Raw genomic sequence first — 15924 nt, 5'->3', positions numbered from 1 at the left:
ATCATCCACGAATGACACTTTAACTATGCTTCGAGCTGTTCTGAGATGTTTCCAAAACTAATGGTCCTCAACCTGGACACCTTCATGTAACCTCGCCCAATCGGATAGCAAATGACAACCTACGTGCTCCGTTCACTTCAATCCGCGCTTCCTTCAGTAACCCATTACGGGAAGCCACAGCCTGTTCCTCCAGATGAATTATGGCTCCCTGATCCAGCGCAGTGGATTCTACATACGCCCCCCGATACTCCGTTCGTACGCTATGATCCGTATGGGTAATTACCGCCTGTTCACGACCATCATGGAACATCAACGGAATGAGTGCCCCTGTTGCAGCGATCTCTCCTTCGAATTCATACGTTATAGTCAGCACATCCGCCTGTTGTACATAATGGGTACGCAATGATTCAATTCCGGGTAATGGACCGACCCATGTCACGGCAAAAGCATTCTCCAAGGCGTTCACGCCATCTTCTGCCGCTCTTTCCTCCAGATGCTGCTCCACTTGGTTCCTTGTATCATGGTCCACCTTCTCATACACAATGGAACCACCTCCCTGAGCAGGGTCTAATCCAACATCCCGATCATATGCACCACCGGATGGAATCCCCTCTGCAAGACTGTGCCATACCCCATCTGGTGTCTTCCAGGCAGGACAGTAACTGAGCGGACGAACCGCCCCTTCGGCAAATTCCGTAAACCCGGCCTGCACATGGCTGGCAGCGGACGGACCAATCAGACCAGGTAACCCCATCTGTTGAATCCGTACCAAACCAGGAATCGTATACGGATCATTCATCGCCGTGTGTAATACCAGTTGCTGACCAGGTACGGAAGCAATCACAGTTTCAAACCACCCATCGGTCTGCAAAACCCTGCTGCCTAACTCGGAAGGAAGGTAGACTTCGCTCACATCGTCTCCCGGATCACTGAGACAAGCGTGAGCAAGCGCTGCTGCCGTCCACAGGTTGTAACAGGTGTGGTTGGTATATATCTCGTACCCGTGCCGATCTTCTGGCGCGTATTCATTGCGTACGATTTTCAAACGTCGATCTTCCATCTTCCAGCGCTCAACAGCAGCAAAACACCGATTGGCCGCACGTGCAAAAGCACCCGCCATCACCCGATCTCCCGCCTTCAGAGCCTGCGTTGCATGTGTGGAGCATACATAAGCCGCCGCCGCTTCATTCCACTGATGCTGGGAGCTGCGACCACGCGGTGGAATCTCACCTAGCGGCGAGAGCGTCAGTAACGAGCTGAAGGCACCATGGCGCAGCTGCTCACGTAACGTATCGGCAGTGGTTCCCTCGTAACCAGCTTCAAGCATCACCCCAAGGTGATAACGGGTGGCAATATCATAGGAAAATGGACAATTTGGACGGTCCAGCGGTCCATCCTGATACAAGCCAAGGGCCGTAAACCGGGGTAGATGATAGGCTTCCAGATATCGATCCATCCACGCAGTACCCTCATTCGCCAGCTGTTCATGCCACCGCAGATATTCGCCAGAGATCATAATGGCGTTCCAGTTAATCATGCGATTGGGATTGTTCATCTTGCTCATCGTAAATACATAATCTTGTTCAGGACTGATTGTCTTGAGTGCCTCAGCCCAGATCTGTGCATGTTCAGGCAGGTGTGATTTCAACAACATATAAGCTCTCATCATGAGCACCGGATAAAAATCAGGGTGGTTGTCTGGTGCGCTACCATTGACTACGGCATCAATGCTCTGTGATAGGGCTGCCGCTGCCGATTGAAGCAGATCTGTACGCCCTGCATCAACCAGAACTGCCGCAGCCATCGCATAGGCCGGTGTAGAATAATACCTCTCCACACCCGAGAACGGATCGATAATTGCGCCTTGGCTGTCCTGATATGGTGTGTAAGCGCAAACAACACTTTCAACAAGTGCCAACTTGCGCTCCCTATTCCAGCCGTCTGCCGGAGGGGGGCCCGCTTGTTCTGCCAATGTACGGTAATGTTCGAGTTCATCTTTCCATGGATATGTGGACGCAGATGTATATTTACTCACGCATGCTCACCTCGGTTTCTCCCATTTTCGGTTCAATAATGAAGCGCACCTCACATACCGTTTCAAGCGGATTAGGACTTTCTATCCGAACATCCGTCTCATCAATCACACCTGTCCATGATAGTGACGTTCGATAGAATGTGACGGGAACATTGTCATGATCAACTGTGTCCAGTTTCTCCGTAAGAATTTTCCACTGGTTCGCATCATACGTCATATGGATCGCCCCATGTGCACCTTGCCAGCGAAGATTACCGCTCTTCACCACCTCAGGTTGTACTCTGCTCATCCAGCGCTCCACTACGCTCGAACATCCTGCATCTGAATCATCCACCGAAGAGAATCGTTCTGCCGAAGACACCATCCTGCTCTTCCATTGAAAACGGTCAATGAGACGCAATTCCGCTCCATTCCCACTACCGCCAGAAGCCATCTTCCAATGAAATTGGCGCGTATAACGAGCCAGTGAAGCAGCTCCAGAGTAAGCGGATGTCAGATCCAATGTTGTATTCAGCTCACCGCCACCCTCTGCCAGCTTTGCCTCTGAAACATGGACTTGCGCTTGTCGGCCCGAACTTTGCTCCTGGCCTTCAATGAGCGGAACGTTATGCCCGGATGAGGAGATGTGTAACAACTGCTCTCTGCCTGGTGAAAAATACGCTTGGGTATACAACCCTGCTCCTGGATCACACAGAATATTCTCACCACCGCAATGGATAATGAACTGCCCCAGATCATTATGGTTGTGAGGTTCATCGTTATGTCCGCCTTTAACGGAAATAGCCACATGAAGAGGTCCGCCGTTTGTACGTTTGGTATCTGGAGAATCAAGCGAGCCTTTTGCAATCATCCAACCCAGATTTTGAAAAATAAATCCCCGTTCAGCCTGTGAAGAGGCACCTTCATCACCATACACTGGCGGATGGCTCCACATCACATTCCGCAACAGATGAGCCCAGCGATGACAGGAATCATCAGTAAGCAGTGGGATATGAAGCGGCAAATCCACCTGCAACCCAAATCGGGATGCGAGCAGGGAAAGTAATCCGGAAGGGATCTCTTCCTGCTCGGCACTGTCCGAATAATTTACGAATGTTCCACCTGACAAATGAACTCGCAGCGGGAAGGCTGCGATGGCTGCTATTTTGGTACCCGCTAGCAGATCTAGTTCGCCCTCACTGTACTCACGAAGCATCTCGGCATAATAGGTGAAATAACCAAATCCATATACCCAATATCCAATGCCTTCGGCACAGCCGCCATCCTCGCCATATCCACTCAAGAATGCGTTCATACAGCTGACCGTATGGGAGATCGATTCCCGTAATTTGGTCTTATCCTCGAGCAGCAACAACGCGGCCATGCCACAGCAGCCACCACAGACCGCCGACCAGTTGTGATCCGCTGTCTGCCAGTGGAACTTCCGTTGCTCCCGGTAAAGCGGGATGAAGATTCGCCGTTCTGCTTCAGACCTGATCCGTTCTATGACAAGGCCATCCAGCCGCTCGGCGTGAATGGTCACAATCTCGGCCAGCATATGTACCGTCTCTGCGGCGAACAGATCGATGTTCTCATTCACCTGGTTGACCTCTCCCGTACCCAGATGCGCGGGCAAACACCACGTATACTCACCACACACGTCCCACAACATTTCCTCCAGCGCCTGCAGTGCATCCGGCCTAGCCGTGTCCAAGGCGAGCATCGCCACAGCAGCAAGTCTGCCCCTTCGATCAAAATAAGCTTCCTCATAGGCTTTCCGCTCACCCGTATCGCTGAACTGTCGATATAGACGGAACGACAAGGAAGGCACGGGTTCATTCATGGCACGTTCACCGTAAGCCTTCAAGTCTGTGTATAACGTAGCCAATTCAGGGCGGGATAACTTCTCCAAGAGTCTGTCGGCACTTAAGGAACTCAATGCTCTGCTCTCGTTTCCACGTTGGTTTATATTTTCATTTTCGACTTCGTGAATGGAATCTTCCACTGGATTCACCACTCTTCGTTAATGGATTGTCATACCATATTTTAATGTAATCGATTTCATTTTACCGGATATGATAGTACTTTTGAAGAATTATCCATTAGAACCCTTTCCACGACGGTACTCCCTTCTCCTTCCTAACCAAAAAAAACGAAGAACCTTCGTCAGGTCCTCCGTTGTATTCGGCCTGTCACCACAGGCTTTTTATGGCTATCTCATCTTCTTAACTATCTTATGTCCTCAACTGATCTTGAATACCTATAATGCCGCTGCCCATATCGCAACTGTCCGCTGTTGTTATTACACAATCGCAAGCGAAGAATTCTGTACAACAGACAACCATTGGCGTGCAATCAGCTCATGACCTGCTGCGGTTGGGTGTACGCCATCCCATAACCAGTACGCTGCATCCGCCTGTTTCAGAGCATCATTAAACGTCTGCTGCAATGGCACCCACACAGCTCCAAATTCTTCAGCAAGACCTTGAGCCAGTTTCTGATATTGACCGATATACTCTTCCCAGGCTTCCCATTTCTCCGCAGTTGCTCCGGTTCTCAGAATAAACGGCTCCATCAAAATCAGCCCCGTATCCGGCATCACTTCCCGAGTTTCTTCAAGCAAATGGCGATACGCCCGTCCGAAACGATCCGTTACCCCGCTAGGTTCACCATTCATCGTGCGCCAGGCATCATTAACCCCAATCAGGATGCTGATCAGGTCCGGTTTTAGACTAATGGTATCCTCATTCCAGCGTGCGTACAGGTCCGATGCCCGATCCCCGCTGATGCCTCTGTTATAGAAGGTCTTTTGCTTGCCCGCCAGTTCCATACCCAGTTTGCTGGAGATCAGATACGCATACCCGTGTCCGAGAAAATGATTTGGATCATCATTGCGTGATCTTCCCCCATCTGTAATCGAGTCTCCCTGAAACAATATAACGGATGGACTAGTACTCATGATTGAAATCGTTCCTTCCTCTTGTGAAAATAGAAACACTGAACACCTCAGTCTCCATTTTATCCCTTTCGGTCACAATAGAAAATAGCGTTTTCATAACTGAGGGTCGCCATCTTATGACTCTCCTAGCAATTATCCGATCCAATATCGCAGTATCATCATAGCCACAATACCGACCAATACGGTTCCAAGCAGACTGCGTGTCCAGATAGCTACTGCAATCGTAGGCAGGGATGCCCACAGAGCTGCATTTTGCGTAATCGGTACCAACTGGTTGCCCGACATGAACAGTTCCTGACCAATCAGCGCTGCCATGACCGCTACGGGTACATACTCCAGCCAGCGTAATAACCACATTGGAATCTGTATCTTGCTGAACAGCATCAGTGGCAGTACACGCGGAATAAATGTTAACAACGCTGAGCCCATAATAATCCAGAAAACATCCCATCTTACTTCCATCGTTCCATGAACACTCCCATCGTTGCCGCAATGACCGCAGCCACAATGACACTCATGCTGCCAAGTGAAGCCATGCTGGCGAAGATTACACAGACCACGGCGATAATAGCCACATTAATGTGTATTTTTTTGTTTTTGCGATGCACCAACTGGAGTACAACCAGTCCAATAAACATCGCTGGCAGGGCATAATCCAGACCCAGTCGTTCCGGGTTAGTGATCCAGCGTCCAAAGTACGCTCCCGCCATATTAGCCACGAACCAGTTCAGATATGCGGTAATATTCAGACCGTGCATCCAGCGTTCACTAAGCCTTTCCCTGCCAATCGCACGTGTCATCGCCACGCCGAAAGACTCATCGGTAAGCAATGAACCAATCCACATATTTTTAAGCGGGGTTAGATGCCGAAAATACGGTGATACAGCTGCACTGAGCAGCAAATGACGAAGATTCACAAAAAATATGGTGAACATGATGGCTACTGCCGACCCATTCGATGCGAGCATGCCTGCTGCAATGAACTGAGCCGATCCTGCATATAAAATCAGGCTGAGCAGAGCTGTTTCCGCCAGACTCAGACCTGCGGTCATTTCAATAACACCCGCCGCAAAGCCAATACTCAAATAGCCAAGCAGGGTTGGGATACAATCTTTGACCCCCTGCATGAATGTAGCTTGATCCTGGACCTCTTCCATGTTCTCCTGTCCAGATATCTGTAGTGTACTTTGGTCCAACTGCCTTACAACCCCTCTCCAATTTCAGTCCCCATAAACCGATATATATGGATATAGATCCATCCAGGTCCATTCTTCATGAAAACAACTTCTTTGTGTATTCAACATGACCAGTTACATGCCTTATGGATTTCACATTTTGCAAAATTCACTTCACATTAATTCAGAAATATAACACAAGATGTGCACTAAGGGAGAGACAGATTACTTTTTATAGAACAGATGTAATCCTAAATACCTACAAAACCAAAAAAAATTTCGCGAAACTCATAAATTATGTTGAATAAACGCGAAATTTGTCATACGATAGCACCAGAAACTTCTGGAAAGGATGGAATGAAATATCTTTTACCAGATGGGCTTGTCCACTAAACATGAGGATGGGTTACACAGAGGGGGAATGTGTATGAAAAAAATTCGTAAACAAGGGGTCAAAAGAACAATGCAGATGAGAGAGAAACTGATTTTGTCATTTGCCATTGTATTACTCATTCCAACCATTAGTCTGGGCATTATCTCGTTCCAAACAGCCGATGCCAAGGTTGAAGAGAAAATGTATGAGAACGCGATCAGCAGTGTTACTGTGCTCAACCAGACCATTGACCAGATCATTGGTGCAACACGCAAAAATGTTGATTTCCTGGCAAGTCAGCTGGATGCAGGCAATGTCGGACCCAATCAGGGTGACGAAACAGATACCATCCGTACCTTGCTCGACGCGTATAAGGAAACCCATGATGACGTGGAACTTGCCTCTCTCGGTACCGATCAGGGCGTGTATATTAACTCCCCTGTAACTGCGGTGAACAAAGAAGGATATGACCCGCGCGAACGCCCGTGGTATCAGGCTGCTACGCAGAACAAAGATGTCCCTACCGTAATCACCCCCTACTTATCAAGCAATACCGGCAATGTTGTTGCTTCGGTAGCTCAGACCTCAGCGGATGGCCATGGTGTCGTCTCTGTCAGCCTATCGCTTGAAGCCCTCTCGAAGACGGTTAACTCCACGAAGATTGGCGAGAAGGGTTATATCTATATCATTGATAATGCCAATAAAATCATTGTACATCCTACCGAAAAACCGGGGACCGAAGGAACCATGGCACCCTATAAAGATATTTTCGCACAGAAAAACGGAAGTCTGACCTATACACTAAATGGAAACCAGGAACACGCCTTTTTCTCCACCAATGAAACGACGGGCTGGACCGTGGTTGGTGTCATTGACAGTGGGGAAGTGACGGCTTCTGTCCGTCCGATTTTATACACCACACTTATTGTTGTAGCGATTGCAATTGCGGTAAGCTCCGTCATTATTTTCTGGATTGTGCAATCAATCACCAAACCACTGAACCGTTTGGTGAAGGCATCTGACGAAATTAGTAATGGTAATCTGACCATCGAGGTTGCTGTATTAGGACAGGATGAATTCGGCAAGCTGAGCACCAGCTTCAATAAGATGAGCGAATCCCTGCGAACCGTTATTCAGGATGTGCGTCACACGGCTGACGAGTTAACCGCCTCATCCACACAATTGGCAGTCAACTCATCGGAGACAACCAAAGCAACAGAGCAAGTCGCCCTAATCACGGAAGAATCCGCAGCTGGACTTGAGAAACAAACAAGCAACCTGAAACATACGGCACTGCAGATGAATGAACTTGCTGGAGGTGTGGGACAGGTAACGAACAGCACACAGCAAGTATCCGAAGCTGCCATGCAAGCAAGTGAGCTCGCGGATAAAGGGAATGCTACCATGCAGACGGCCGTATCCGAGATGAGTTCCGTCAGTCGCTTTGTGCAAGGTATGGCAGATACTGCTGGACGACTTGAACAGCATTCCACATCCATTGGTGAGATGGTATCTGTCATTACAGATATCGCTGCACAGACCAATTTGCTTGCTCTCAATGCTTCTATTGAAGCAGCACGTGCAGGTGAACATGGACGTGGCTTCTCCGTTGTTGCCAGCGAAGTCCGCAAGCTGGCGGAACAATCGAGCCTGTCCGGCCAGAAGATTGTAGAGATGGTCGGAGCGATTCAACAGGAGATTTCAATGGCCAATCACAGTGTACAGATCGGGCAACAGGATGTAAGCAACGGCATACGTGCCGTTCAGTTTGCAGATGAAGCTTTTGCCCAGATTAGTGAGGCTGTTGGGGTCGTCAATCATCAGCTTGAGAACATTGCAGCCGCCTCACAACAGATGTCTGCAAGTACAGCCGAAGTGGTGCAATCCATTGATCAGATCCACGCCATATCGGAAACCAATGCCGATGGAACGGAGAACATCTCTGCTGCTACGGAGGAGCAAGTGGCTTCCATGCAGGAGATATCATCCTCTGCTGATTCCCTTGCCCATCTGGCTCACAAGCTGCAGAAGCTGGTTGAACAATTCAAGCTGTAGTCGTTGAACTAAAAGATTGTTTACACTAACACTACGATGACAGAATAACCTTCCAATCGCTGTTATCCCCAGATTTTTCGATTCCCTTTTCCGAAGGGGAAAATCCGGGGATAGCGTATGCTTCCGATGTAGCTTTCTTTCAGAAAGCTTGCAGGAGAATGCTTCGCTTTTTCAGGTTTTTTCTGTCCTCTCCGTTATCGTGCAAACGATTAGTTCAACTTATAAAATCAAGTAGTCTGTAATACCAAAAGCCCCTTTGCCAACATATTGGCAAAGGGGCTTTTGGGTTATATTTGAGTTATAAGGAACGGGCATTTCAGAAAGGAAATGACTCTCCTATTCAGCAGATTGCTTTTTATCTCCGTGATATCCTTGATCTCCGTAGGGCTCTAACTGTTCAAACCAGCGATTCAGACATTTGGCGAGTGCATCTTTGGAATCGTTATACGGGTTATCGTCTTGTTTCAATGTCTCCAGCACCTCAATCACAAACGCATTCTCTCCATATTCATTCCATTCAGCCTGCAATCTTCGATTCAGATGGCTACCCATCTGTAACATAAACCGTTGTCCGTTAATGGTTTTCAGGTTAAGTGTGCTGTCAATATAAACTTTGCCGTTACGTTCATTCCGAATCTGGTAGACGCCCGCTTCCGTTTTGACTTCTTTGGCCTGTTCCTGTAATTCTTTGCGACGATCCATCTTCTCCTGCTCCCCCTTTGCTTTGCGCTCCTGTTTTCCAACTTCGGAGCTCTGTTGATCTGCGTGGCTTCCCAGCCAATACCGACTCCCGTCTGGCTCACGTTCCAGCAAACCATAGTCGACGAGATACCTCCGTATTTCCACGTAATCATCATGAACTTCCTTCAGCAGCTCATTGACCTGTTTCTCGGAATATTTGCGCTCTGTCTCGAATCGTTTGGCAATTTCGATGAGCACAATATATTTATGCTTTTGCTGCATATGAAACGTCGTCAGCCGACCGCCAGTACCCTCTGGAAAATACTTGTTTAACACCTTCTCCCGATCCTGTTCTGTAATATCAAATGAGTTCGGATGGATCGTATGTTCATGCCTTGTCACCGGCGACACCCATTCGGCTGGAGCCTGTGTATCCTTACTTTTGAGAAGTTCCATTAATGCCAGGAATATTTTGGCCTGCCGTTCCTTCTCCTTTAATACAAACCGATGATTCCGGATCGTGGAAGCACTCCCGATGCCAAGGGTCTTCTGTACTTCAGCATCCTTCTTGCCTTCATAGAATTGTGACAACAAGCTCCGCTGGACATCAGACAATCCGGTTACGCTTTTATCCAGCTCCAGCAAATATTCAAATACTGATCCATGAACCTTCTCAATGTGCACTCGCATATAACGGGCTGCCTCATAGAGCACTCCTTCTTCAGGATAGATAATCCCCGATTCCGTCCTGTATCCGCAGCAGACACATATATAGGCGGGACCCTCCTCCATATAACCACGCTTGATCTCTTCCAATGAAGCTGTTTGCAACCAGGATTCCGATGATTTCATGTAAAAGCTCCTTTTTATCATTGTTATGGTCATTCCAATTGTATATTAATCAAATATTTTATAATTATGTTTGTTTATTTATAGATATAATATAGTTTTGTTTGTTATATGTCAATATAACGGAAAAGAATGCTGTGTTTAAAGACATAACGGATGCCCCTTGTTCAACAGAAAAAAGACCGCAGGGTCGCAACCCTGCAGTCTCATCGCAGAAAGGGTATTTCAGCACCTTCCATAAGCATTTATCCTCAATCATTGTCTCATTTCAATCTCTGTTACAACTTAAACCGTTCAATCATGCTTTGCAGATCTTCAGCCATACGTGACAATGCTGCCGAAGAAGCTGCAACCTCTTCCATTGTAGCCAACTGCTCTTGAGCCGCCGCTGATCCATCTTCCGTTCCAGAGGCAATTCTGTCCGACAGAACCATGGTATCACTTACTGCCTTGTTGATATGACTCATGCCCCCATCAATTTGACGGGAAGCCGTGGATACTTCTCCAGCTTGTGCAGCCACCAACTGTACCGCAGTACGAATGTTATTGAATGCTTCGCCTGCTTCTGTAACCATCTGCGAACTCTTCACCATACCTTCTCCCGTACGGGCAAAAGTGGATTGCACCGCATTGGTTTTCTCCTGCATCTCATGCATAAGCTCATTAATCCGCTCGGCTGAAGCGCCTGAACTGTGAGCCAGTGTCTTCACTTCGTTGGCTACGACCGCGAATCCGCGCCCTTGCTCGCCAGCTCTTGAAGCTTCAATGGATGCATTCAATGCAAGAATGTTCGTCTGCTTGGCAATGGCCGTAATCTCGGCCACAATCACAAGAATCTCTTCATTTTTCGCGCGCAGATCCTCAATGACCACAGACATGGCTTTACTCTCGTCATTCACCTGCTGAATATGGGTAACCGCTTCTTCCACTGTAACCATACCCGCTTCCGACTTGGTGGAAGCATCCAGAGCGATACGAGCGGTGTCTTCAGCACTTGATGAGATCTCTTTGACTCCAATAGACATTTCGCCCACAAGTTGACCTGTAGCAACAAGACTATTGTTCTGCAAAGTCGTTCCCGCAGCTGCATCCTGCATCAGTTCAGCCACCTGTTCTGTGGCTTTGGATGTCTGCTCGGAACTCGCCATCAGTTCTTCAGAAGATGCCGCCAGCTGGCTGGATGTATCATGCACCTCTCCAAGCACACTACGTAGGGAAGTCGTCATCGTGTCGAAGCTTTCCCCGAGCTGTCCGAACTCATCCCGGCGCTGTAAACCTACCCTTACGGTGAGGTCCCCGGCGCTTACTTTGGATGCTGCCTGCGTTAATTGCAGCAATGGCCGGTGAATGCTGCGGATAATGAATATAAGCAGAATCAACCCGATAACCAATGCAGATGCCACAATTGTAATTGCACGGATCAAAATAGGCATTACGGCTTCACTTGCTTCGGAAGGAACCATCTCGCCAACAATTTTCCAGCCTGTCACCGGATTGGTGAAATACACAGCTTCCACTTCGTGACCATCATATGTATACTTCACCGTTCCACTTTCCTTCGTATACATCTCATTAATGTAGCTTTCATCCGACTGTGTACCGGATTCAATATTGTAGTGGAACAGGAATTTACCCCCGTTATCCAGCATGTACAGTTTGCCTTCTTTACCAATACGTATCTGATCAACGGATTCTTTCAGATGATTGAGACTGACATTGGCCCCGAATACCCCTTTGCCATCAGCCAGCTTGGCAGCTGCCGTTACAACCCATTCACCTGTTGTGACCGACTGGAACGTATCCGAGATTACAGGTTCGTCCTGGGACATGCCCATCGTATACCATGAACGTTCACGTGGGTCATAGATCTGTTCCCCGGGATCAGGAGATTTCATCCAGTTGCCATCTTCCGCACCTGCGGTGAGTACACCCAGTTCCTTATGATTCTGAGACATCCGATCCATCTGCCTTTGCAGTGCAGGGGATTTATTAATAATATCGTTTGAAGTAATACCCGCAGCCATCTGCGCTGCGTTATCCTTCTCCATATCCAGCATTTGATTTATCTGCAGACTAAGCATTTCTGTTTTGGCTTGTGCGGAACGAATAATTTCCATTTTAACCTGGTCAGCAGCTTTTTGATAAGACAACCAACCAACAGTAATGCTCGGTACAATCAGGAACAGGAGTAATGCAGCGATCAGGCGTTTTTTTACGGTTAAAGTAAACCAATTTCGAATCCTTTTCTTCATATAACTATCCCCCATCATAATCTTCACCCATCCTTTTATCGGACAATCGCTGTAAAAATATTATGTATAGATACTAAATTAGAATAAATTTAATCTTTTCGATCAGTTTAGATGGATTCACCTAATCCTTCTATTCGTTTTGACCCCCTTAGCGAGATCGTTTACAATGCTCATAAGCTGGTTATTCATGAAACGATTGGAAGGAGAGGATTCAAATCTTACGCAAGGCAAATGAAAGGCAACATGTTTCCACTGTATATTCATCCATGTTCCGCATTCTGTTAGCGCTCATCCTGTGTGCAGGCCCGATTCTGGGACAAGCTGGTATTACGGCATCCGTAGCGCAGGCGACGCAAGCAGTTCACATTGAAGTGAATGGTGAGCAACAATCCTGGAAGAACGCACCACTTATCATCAAAGGTTCAACGTTTGTTCCACTGCGGGATGTGGTCACATCGGTCAAAGGCACGTTGAAATGGGATAATCGCACGAAGACGGCTACCATTACCGTTGGCAGAGACAAGCTGATCCATCAGGCTGGCAGCAATTCCATTAAAGTAAACAAGGTCGATCTAGCTACAGGTGTGAATTCACGCACCGTTAACGGTACGTTGATGGTGCCTGTCCGGGCCATGGCTAATGCAATCAAAGCAGACATCAAGGTCCAACGTACAGCCACGGGGCAGATGAGTGTAAGTATGGTCACTGATCAAGTCAGCCTGCTGAACAGCGAGGTTGCCAGCGTGGATACGTATCTGCGCGAGATCAACTATCCAGGTATGGCTCTGATCGCCCGCGATGGTGAAGTACTTCTAAAGCAAGGCTACGGACTTGCCGATGAACAGACGCTGAACCGCCCGGATCAGAAGACTCGAATCGCATCGCTGAGCAAATCCTTCACGGCCGCGTCCATTCTGAGTCTGGTTGAGGATGGTAAGATTAATGTGCAAGATCCAATCTCCAAGTATATCTCCGGTATACCAAAGGGAGATCAGATCACGCTGCATATGCTGTTATCCCAGACTTCAGGTCTGCCATCTGCATTTGGTCGGGGTGAAGGAACTTCTATGGAAGAGACTGTAGAGGAGATTCGCCACAAAACGCTGAAGTTTGAACCAGGAAGTGCCTATCTGTACAGCAACAGCGGGTATGTTTTACTTGCATACGTCGTTGAACAGGTATCTGGCATGAGTTATGCCGATTACGTGCAGCAGACGATACTGAAACCACTTGGTATGAAGAATTCGGGAGAGGCCTCCCGTAAAGTGCACACGATTAGTGGTTTTGTTCAAGAAGATAACGCATGGGTAACTGCACCTTACTATGTGTCTCAATCCGGATCAGGAACCATCTATTCCACGGTGGACGATATGCTGAAATGGGATCGTGCGCTGTATACGGACAAGATTCTAAGCCAGGATACGATTGAACAGATGTATGAGCCTTATTCTGATAAAAACTATGGCTACGCCTGGATTCTCAAAGAGAATGGCGCAAACCGTACCGTCTTCCACAACGGTAGTGGTGGCGGGTTTGCCACAGCCTTTTCACGTAATCTGTCCGATGATATCACCATTATCCTGCTTGGCAACCACGCAGGTATGGACATGACTTCACTTTTGGATGAAGTTGAGGCACAGACAGCCAAAGCACTGCAATTGCAATAATCTATAATTAATAGCTTATAATGAGCAAAGAGACGGTCCTTTAAAGGATCGTCTCTTTGTGTTGTATATGTTCTCATTTTAACGACTCACACTTCCGTTTCGCTCAACCCACAATCCATCTCTTCTCCATCCTGCAAAAGGTAGTTTTACTCATATTCTTATTACTGCCTAGGAAACATCCGCTCTTTCATCATCTGTCTGCTTTAATGTTACAGGAAGTTTCCCCGCAAAAGGAATGCGCCCCATCAGCGCCTGAGCGACGCTATCCATGGCAAGTGGCCGGCTCTCGTAAGCCGCTACATAGACCTGGGCATCCGGAAGCGCCAGCAGATCATAGGGGCTTCGCAATGCCACAACAGCCAGCGGTTTGCCCAATTGCTGTATCCAACCAATCAGCCTGCACTGTGGATCGCCGGAGGGACTTCCCGCATTGTAGGTTCCCACCACAATCTGCCGAATGTCATCTGCTTCCGCTGCCTGAAGCAGACGTGCGGAACGAATGGCAACCTCCTCGGGCGTGACCGTCAGATCGACAACATCCAGACCATACATGGATAAGGCTGAGCCCAAGGTGAACGTCTGAGTCAGCTGTTCGTCGGCAATTGTCGTCACGGACGTGGCAACCGTTATGACCAGCGTGCGTTCCGGCTTCAAAGGCAGCATATTCAGCTGATCGCGCACCAGTGTGATACTGTTCTCGCTAATACGGCGAGCAACCTCTTGGTGTAATGAACTTTTGCGCTCCGACCCACTGGATAGAGCAGGAGCGTTTGATGCCTTTGGCAATGATGCATTCGATACTACGCCATACACTTCCTCATCACCTGCACCACCCGGTTCACTCTCTAACAAACCACGTTTCGCCTTGTACATCAGCAAGCGATTCACCGACTCATCAATACGTCTCTCAGTAATCCGCCCGCTCCTCACAGCTGCTAACAACGCATCAAATGCCTCTGCCTGAAGCTTAGCCGTATGGCTAATTAACACCAGATCTGCCCCGGCCTCTACCGCCATTACGGCTGCATCGACAGTGCCATAGTTCACGGCAATGGCATCCATCTCCATGCAATCTGTCACGATCATGCCCTGATAACCCAGTTCCTGGCGAAGCAGACCGCTTAATACGGTTTGCGATAGCGTTACGGGCAGACGCTCTGGCTCCAGTGCAGGAAAATAAATATGCGCCGACATCATGGCATCGACACCTTCGGCGATAGCGGCTCGGAATGGAATCAACTCCAGGCGCTCTACCCGTTCACGATCATGAGTGATGATTGGGAGGTCCAGATGGGAATCGGTATCCGTATCCCCATGCCCCGGGAAGTGCTTGGCTGTCGCTACAATTCCAGCGTCCTGTATTCCCGCAATGGTTCTGGCCCCATATTCTGCAACCGATTGTGGAGATTCGCCAAATGATCGTACACCGATGACCGGATTGGCCGCGTTATTGTTCACATCCAATACCGGAGCAAAGTTCATGTTAATGCCCATGGACTTCAGCTCCAACCCACTGATATATGCCGCCTGATATGCATCGTCAATGGAACCGGCAGCGGCAATGGCCATTGGTCCAGGCATCAATGTTATCCCTTGGGTAATTCGAGCAACCATGCCGCCCTCCTGATCAATGGATATCCAGAGCGGCACATTACCGCTGCTTTTGGCAATCTGTTGTAACCCTGACGATAACCGCTCTACCTGCTCTGGCGACTCAACGTTGCGCGCAAAATAGATCACGCCACCGATTGGATACATTCGGAGAAAGGATTCCACATCGCCAGCAGCTTCGGTGCCATGAAAGCCACAAAGCAACATTTGCCCGATTTTCTCACGCAAGGTCATCTGTTTCAGCTTCGACTGGTATAACTCTTTTGGCCCACTCATTTCATGCCTCCC

Annotated in this window: 10 protein-coding genes; 2 read left to right on the top strand and 8 right to left on the bottom strand. The window is 48.3% G+C overall.

Translation table 11 applies throughout. The annotated features are described in order from the left end of the window. Positions 1 to 82: 82 nt before the first annotated feature. The 5 genes from MKY01_RS01910 to MKY01_RS01890 all read right to left on the bottom strand — a co-directional run bounded on the left by MKY01_RS01910 (position 83) and on the right by MKY01_RS01890 (position 6130). Complete coding sequence (locus MKY01_RS01910) at positions 83 to 2035, bottom strand: glycosyl hydrolase (RefSeq protein WP_339285145.1); 1953 nt, start codon at positions 2033 to 2035, stop codon at positions 83 to 85. Further along, positions 2028 to 4019, bottom strand: a complete 1992-nt coding sequence (locus MKY01_RS01905; RefSeq protein WP_339285143.1) for a heparinase II/III family protein — start codon at positions 4017 to 4019, stop codon at positions 2028 to 2030. Before MKY01_RS01905 ends, MKY01_RS01910 begins: the two co-directional genes overlap by 8 nt. A gap of 297 nt (positions 4020 to 4316) precedes the next feature. Then, complete coding sequence (locus tag MKY01_RS01900; RefSeq protein WP_076216567.1) at positions 4317 to 4973, bottom strand: SGNH/GDSL hydrolase family protein; 657 nt, start codon at positions 4971 to 4973, stop codon at positions 4317 to 4319. A 132-nt stretch (positions 4974 to 5105) separates the two neighbouring features. Beyond that, positions 5106 to 5435, bottom strand: coding sequence for an AzlD domain-containing protein (locus MKY01_RS01895; RefSeq protein WP_339285141.1), 330 nt, complete (start codon positions 5433 to 5435; stop codon positions 5106 to 5108). Further along, positions 5426 to 6130, bottom strand: coding sequence for an AzlC family ABC transporter permease (locus tag MKY01_RS01890; protein ID WP_036616527.1), 705 nt, complete (start codon positions 6128 to 6130; stop codon positions 5426 to 5428). The genes MKY01_RS01895 and MKY01_RS01890 overlap by 10 nt, the downstream gene beginning before the upstream one ends. A gap of 445 nt (positions 6131 to 6575) precedes the next feature. Between MKY01_RS01890 and MKY01_RS01885 the strand changes: the two genes are divergently transcribed. Next, positions 6576 to 8576 (top strand): methyl-accepting chemotaxis protein, encoded by a 2001-nt coding sequence (locus tag MKY01_RS01885; protein ID WP_339285139.1) that lies wholly within the window; start codon positions 6576 to 6578, stop codon positions 8574 to 8576. A gap of 336 nt (positions 8577 to 8912) precedes the next feature. Here MKY01_RS01885 and MKY01_RS01880 read toward each other — a convergent pair whose 3' ends face one another. Both MKY01_RS01880 and MKY01_RS01875 read right to left on the bottom strand, forming a co-directional pair. Then, complete coding sequence (locus tag MKY01_RS01880; RefSeq protein WP_339285137.1) at positions 8913 to 10109, bottom strand: DUF2087 domain-containing protein; 1197 nt, start codon at positions 10107 to 10109, stop codon at positions 8913 to 8915. A gap of 275 nt (positions 10110 to 10384) precedes the next feature. Further along, a complete protein-coding gene (locus tag MKY01_RS01875; protein WP_339285135.1) occupies positions 10385 to 12358 on the bottom strand; it encodes a methyl-accepting chemotaxis protein in 1974 nt (657 codons plus the stop codon). A gap of 266 nt (positions 12359 to 12624) precedes the next feature. Here MKY01_RS01875 and MKY01_RS01870 point away from each other — a divergent pair, with 266 nt between their 5' ends. Beyond that, positions 12625 to 14025, top strand: coding sequence for a serine hydrolase (locus MKY01_RS01870; protein ID WP_047840432.1), 1401 nt, complete (start codon positions 12625 to 12627; stop codon positions 14023 to 14025). Positions 14026 to 14193: 168 nt separating this feature from the next. Here the strand turns inward: MKY01_RS01870 and nagZ are convergent, their stop codons facing one another. Further along, complete coding sequence (nagZ, locus tag MKY01_RS01865) at positions 14194 to 15912, bottom strand: beta-N-acetylhexosaminidase (RefSeq protein WP_339285132.1); 1719 nt, start codon at positions 15910 to 15912, stop codon at positions 14194 to 14196. Between the last annotated feature and the right edge of the window lie 12 nt (positions 15913 to 15924).

The sequence above is a fragment of the Paenibacillus sp. FSL R5-0486 genome, assembly GCF_037975155.1.
GTDB classification, from domain to species: Bacteria; Bacillota; Bacilli; order Paenibacillales; family Paenibacillaceae; genus Paenibacillus; species Paenibacillus amylolyticus.
This window is presented reverse-complemented; position numbering and strand designations above follow the sequence as displayed.

Bases quoted from the DNA above. Each gene is read 5' to 3' on its own strand.
- MKY01_RS01900 (WP_076216567.1), bottom strand. From the start codon at position 4,973: ATGAGTACTAGTCCATCCGTTATATTGTTTCAGGGAGACTCGATTACA.
- MKY01_RS01890 (WP_036616527.1), bottom strand. From the start codon at position 6,130: ATGGAAGAGGTCCAGGATCAAGCTACATTCATGCAGGGGGTCAAAGAT.
- MKY01_RS01870 (WP_047840432.1), top strand. From the start codon at position 12,625: ATGTTCCGCATTCTGTTAGCGCTCATCCTGTGTGCAGGCCCGATTCTG.
- MKY01_RS01880 (WP_339285137.1), bottom strand. From the start codon at position 10,109: ATGAAATCATCGGAATCCTGGTTGCAAACAGCTTCATTGGAAGAGATC.
- nagZ (WP_339285132.1), bottom strand. From the start codon at position 15,912: ATGAGTGGGCCAAAAGAGTTATACCAGTCGAAGCTGAAACAGATGACC.
- MKY01_RS01885 (WP_339285139.1), top strand. From the start codon at position 6,576: ATGAAAAAAATTCGTAAACAAGGGGTCAAAAGAACAATGCAGATGAGA.
- MKY01_RS01875 (WP_339285135.1), bottom strand. From the start codon at position 12,358: ATGAAGAAAAGGATTCGAAATTGGTTTACTTTAACCGTAAAAAAACGC.
- MKY01_RS01895 (WP_339285141.1), bottom strand. From the start codon at position 5,435: ATGGAAGTAAGATGGGATGTTTTCTGGATTATTATGGGCTCAGCGTTG.